Source organism: Wenjunlia tyrosinilytica, from assembly GCF_014646055.1.
GTDB classification, from domain to species: Bacteria; Actinomycetota; Actinomycetes; order Streptomycetales; family Streptomycetaceae; genus Wenjunlia; species Wenjunlia tyrosinilytica.
Window position 1 is genome coordinate 1 of sequence record NZ_BMMS01000093.1, and the last position, 5,643, is coordinate 5,643.

Here is a 5,643-nt window from a genome sequence, read left to right on the forward strand (position 1 = left end):
ACAAGCGCCCGCTCCGCCTCCGGCAGCACCTCCAGGCCGGAAACCGGCGCACCCGGCGCAGCCTCCAACGCCCGGCTGATCTCTCGGACGGCATTCATGAGCAACCCGCAGACACGGTCCGGGTCCAGCCGGTCATCCACCTGAGCGGTCACCGCGAACCCCGTACCCACGTCATCGACCGAAACCGCGACTGGATAGTTGGTGCGCTCCTCGCTGTCCAGCACCTCGAACCCGGACAACGCCGCGCCGGCCGCAGCCGGATCCGCCGGAGTGCTGTGCCGATAGTTGAACAGACTGGTGAACAGCGGCAGCCCCGCAGACACCCGACTGCACCCCTGGGCGAGCACCAGCGGGGCATGCTCATGCCGCAACAGCTCGGACAGCAACCGCTGCGTGTCCCGGACCGCGTCCAGCACGCCCCGCCCGTTCACGTCGATCCGTACCGGCAGGGTGTTGATGAACAAGCCCACTGCGCGTTCCGCGCCTGCCCCGGCCTGCATCCGGCCGAGGAGAACCGAGCCGAACACTACCTCCGAGCGGCTGGTCAGCCGGGACAACACCAGGCTCCACGCCAGATGGCACACACTCGCCGGAGACACACCCGCCCGACGGGCCTGCTTCCGGATCGCCTGGGCCAGGGCAGCGTCCACATCGACGCGTGCCTCCGCGATTCCGGTGCCGTCGCCGCGGATGTCCAGGATGCCGTACGGCGCGGTCGGCTCGTCGACGTCGCCCAGCAGGTCGGTGAAGAACTCCTCATGCTCCTGCTGGGTTGTGCCCAGCACGGCTTGGGCCACCACATTGCGGTACGGCACCGGCTCCGGCAATGCGTCGGCGTGACCGGCCAGGACCGCCCCGATCTCCTTCTGCAGGGCGTTCCAGGTCGCGTTGTCGCCGACCAGGTGATGCATCAGCACCAACAGCAGCCACCTGTCGTTCGGCTCGTCGTACGCCGTGACCACCCGCAGCAGCGGCGCCCGGTTCAGATCCAGCCGGAACCTGCGCGGGTCGTACCGGGCCTGGAGTTGCGACACGGCGTCCGTGGCGCCGTCGACCGTCACCTCGTCGACCGGGAGGCCGACCTTCCGCCGAACCACCTGTACGGCTTGCGGCAACCCCTCCCACACCACCGACGTACGCAGAATGTCGTGGCGATCCACGACGGTCTGCAGCGCGGTCGTCAGCGCGCCCACGGCGTCCCGGGTGCGGGCTGCGTACAGGCTCCGCCCGAGGTACGGGTCCCCGTCGGCGCCCATCAGGTGGTGGAAGAAGATCCCCTCCTGCAGCGGCGCCAGCGGGTAGATGTCCTGCACATTCCCGGCTCCGCCCGGGACCGAGGCGACGACCTTGGCGATCTGCTCCTCGGTCAGATCCACCAGCGGCAGCATCCCCGGCGTGATCACATCGGTGTCCGCCGGAATCACGTTCGGCGGCACCGGCACCTCGCCCCCGCCGCCAGCCGCCACTGCCGCGGCGAGTCCGGCGACGGTCGGGGTGGTGAACACCGCCCGCACATCGCACGACAGCCCGGCCTCCCGCATCCGCCCGACGAGAGAGACCGCGAGCAGGGAGTGCCCGCCGAGTTCGAAGAAGTCATCGTCGCGGCCGACGCGCTCCACACCCAGAAGGTCCGACCAGATCCCGGCCAGCACCTCCTCCACCACACCCACCGGGGCCCGATAACCACGCACCACCACCGCGCCACCGTCCGGCACCGGAAGCTTGTCCCGGTCCACCTTCCCGTTCGGGGTCAACGGCAGCGACTCCAGCGCGACAAACGCCGACGGCACCATGTAGGAAGGAAGGACCTCACTCAGCGCGCCACGCAGCGTTTCGACCCCGATGCTGCTGTCGGGCACGTAGTAGGCGTCGAGGCGATCACCGCGGGCCACCACGACCGCTTCCCGGACGGCGTCGATCTCCAGCAGCCGGGCCTCGATCTCGCCCAGTTCGATCCGGTAACCCCGGACCTTGACCTGGAAATCATTGCGTCCCACGAACTCCAACGTCCCGTCCGGCAGCCAACGGCCCACATCCCCCGTCCGATACAACCGCGAACCATCCCCCGCCAACCAGTCCGGCACAAACCGCTCACCCGTCAACCCCGACCGGCCCAGATACCCCCGGGCCACACCCAGACCACCGATGAACAACTCACCCACCGCACCCACCGGCACCGGACGGCCGCAACCATCCACCACGTAGAGGCGCGTGTTGTCGATCGGGCGGCCGATCGGGACGAGCGCCGGGGCGGGGTCGTCGCACGGGTAGTGCGTCACGTCGACGGTGGCCTCGGTGGGCCCGTACAGGTTGATCAATTGCGGTCGCCCTGGACCACTGAATGTACGGTGGAACTGTCGCACCAGGTGGGGCGGGAGCGCCTCGCCGCTGGCGAACACCTGACGCAACGACTCCAGTCCGCGCGCGGGGGTGCCGACCGTGTCGAGGAACGCGCTGAACATGGCCGGGACGAAGTGCATCGTGGTCACACCGGCCCGCTCGATCGTGTCGGCGATGACGTCCGGGTTTTTCTCGCCGCCCGGCTCCAGCAGACAGAGTGAGGCCCCTTCGGTCATCCACCAGAAGAACTCCCAGACGGAGACGTCGAAGGACATCGGGGTCTTTTGCAGGATCACGTCGTCCCGGCCGATCGGGTAGGCACGCTGCATCCAGCGGATGCGGTTGACGATCGAGCGATGCTCGACCATGACGCCCTTCGGCGTGCCGGTGGACCCGGAGGTGTAGATGACGTACGCGGCGTCCGCCCCGGTCGCCTCACCGGCCACGTCGGTCTCGGGCTGATCGGTGAAGCCAGTGGCGAGGTCCAGGACGGGTACGCCGCCGGCCTCCAGACCGGTGCCGTCGGTCAGGACCACCGCGGGCCGGGCATCGGCGAGCATGAACGCCAGCCGTTCCGCCGGGTACGACGGGTCCAGGGGCACGTATGCGCCACCGGCCTTGAGCACGCCCAGGATCGCGGCGATCAGCGGCACCCCGCGGCGGGCGCAGATACCCACCCGTACGTCGGGACCGACGCCCGAAGCCCGCAACCGGTGCGCGATCCGGTTCGCGGCACAGTTCAGTTCCGCATAGGACATCTGGCCGCTGTCGTGGACCAGTGCGACCGCGTCCGGAGCCGCCTGCACCCGTGCCTCGAACAACTCGTGCACGCACACCCGGGTGTCGATCGCGGTTTCGGTGGCGTTGAAGCCCTCCACCAGCATGGTCAACTCCGCCGCGGGCAGGACCTCGAAGCCCGAGATCGGTGCCGCCGGGTGGTGCGCCAGGGCATGGGTGAGTTCGCGAACGGCCGTTACCATCAGCTCGCCGATCCGGTCAGGATTCAGGCGGTCGTCCACCTGTGCCGAAATCGCCAGTCCGGCGTCGCCGAGGTCGTTGATCGAGACGACGATCGGGTAGTTGGTGCGCTCCTGACTGTGCAGCACCTCGAACCCGGCGCCGGGCCCGTCCGGACCGGCGGGGTCGGCAGGTTCCGGGCTGTGCCGGTAGTTCAGCAGGGTGGTGAACAGCGGCAGCACGGTCGGGACCTGGCTGCATCCCTGGGCCACGACCAGCGGAGCATGCTCGTGCCGCAACAGCTCGGCCAGCAGCCCATGGGTGTCCCGGACAGCATCGAGCGCACCCCGGGCACCGATGCCGACGCGTACCGGCAGGGTGTTGATGAACAGGCCGAGGCCGCGTTCCGCACCGGCGCCGGCCTGCATCCGCCCGAACAGCACCGTGCCGAACACCACATCCGAACGGCCGGTGAGCCGGGACAGCACCATGCTCCAGGCCAGATGGCACACACTCGCCGGAGACACACCTACCCGGCGGGCCTGCTCCCGGACCGCCTGGGCCAGGGCAACGTCCACATCGACGCGTGCCTCGGCGATTCCGGTGCCGTCACCGCGGACATCCAGGATGCCGTACGGCGCGGTCGGCTCGTCGACATCGCCGAGCAGCTCGGTGAAGAACTCCTCGTGCTCCTGCTGAGTTGTGCCCAACACGGCTTGGGCCACCACATTGCGGTACGGCACCGGCTCCGGCAACGCACCTGCCCGGCCGGCCAGCAGGGCACCGATCTCCTCCTGCATCACGTCCAGTGTGGTGTGGTCGCCGACCAGGTGATGCATCAACACCAGCAACAGCCACCTGCCGTTCGGCTCGTCGTACGCCGTCACCACCCGCAGCAGCGGCGCCCGGTTCAAATCCAGCGGAACCCGATACGCCTCCAGGAGTTCGACCGCGTCCCCCCTGCCGTCAAGAGTCACCTCCTCGACCGGCAGCCCGGTCCGCCGCCACACCACCTGCACCGGCTGCGGCAGTCCCTCCCACACCACCGACGTACGCAGGATGTCGTGCCGGTCCACCACCGCCTGAAGCGCGGCCACAAACCGGTCCACCTCGTCCCGGGTGCTGATCGGCAGGACATAGGACACCAGGTACGGGTCCGCCTCGCCACCCATCAGGTGATGGAAGAAGATCCCCTCCTGCAGCGGCGCCAGCGGATAGATGTCCTGCACATTCCCGGCCCCGCCCGGCACCGAGGCGACCACCCGCGCGATCTGCTCCTCGGTCAGATCCACCAGCGGCAGCATCCCCGGCCTGATCACATCGGCGTCCGCCGGAATCACGTTCGGCGGCACCGGCACCTCGCCCCCGCCGCCAGCCGCCACTGCCGCGGCCAGCCCGGCGACGGTCGGGGTGGTGAACACCGCCCGCACATCACACGACAGCCCGGCCTGCCGCATCCGCCCGACGAGAGAGACCGCGAGCAGGGAATGGCCGCCGAGTTCGAAGAAGTCATCGTCGCGGCCGACGCGCTCCACATTCAGAAGGTCCGACCAGATCCCGGCCAGCACCTCCTCCACCACACCCACCGGGGCCCGGTAGCCGCGGGCCACCACCGCGCCACCGTCCGGCACCGGAAGCTTGTCCCGGTCCACCTTCCCGTTCGGGGTCAACGGCAGCGACTCCAGCGCGACAAACGCCGACGGCACCATGTAGGAAGGAAGGACCTCACTCAGCGCGCCACGCAGCGTTTCGACCTCGACGCTGCTGTCGGGCACGTAGTAGGCGTCGAGGCGATCACCGCGGGCCACCACGACCGCTTCCCGGACGGCGTCGATCTCCAGTAGTCGGGCCTCGATCTCCCCGAGTTCGATCCGGTACCCGCGGACCTTGACCTGGAAATCATTGCGCCCCACGAACTCCAACGTGCCGTCCGGCAGCCACCGGCCCACATCCCCCGTCCGATACAACCGCGAACCATCCCCCGCCAACCAGTCCGGCACAAACCGCTCACCCGTCAACCCCGGCCGACCCAGATAACCCCGCGCCACACCCCGACCACCGACCATCAACTCACCCACCACACCCACCGGCACCGGACGGCCAGCACCGTCGACCACATACACCCGCAGATCCGGAATCGGACGACCGATCAACGACCCACCCAACCCACCAACCCCACCCGGCACCACCGGCTGCCACGTCACATGCACCGTCGTCTCAGTGATCCCATACATGTTCACCAGCACCGGCCCACCACCAGCCGCAGCCGCAGCCGCAAACCACGACCGCAACCCCGCCACCTCCAACGCCTCACCCCCGAACACCACAAACCGCAACCGATCCCCA

At 69.0% G+C, this 5,643-nt stretch carries 1 protein-coding gene and 1 pseudogene; both read right to left on the reverse strand.

Going from position 1 to position 5,643, the window contains the following annotated elements; all coding sequences use genetic code 11:
• The coding region (locus IEY86_RS35445) for a non-ribosomal peptide synthetase (protein WP_373287147.1) at positions 1–5,264 on the reverse strand (5,264 nt) is incomplete at its 3' end.
• A gap of 75 nt (positions 5,265–5,339) precedes the next feature.
• Positions 5,340–5,624: pseudogene (locus IEY86_RS38465) on the reverse strand (AMP-binding protein); the annotation flags it as partial.
• Positions 5,625–5,643: the final 19 nt, after the last annotated feature.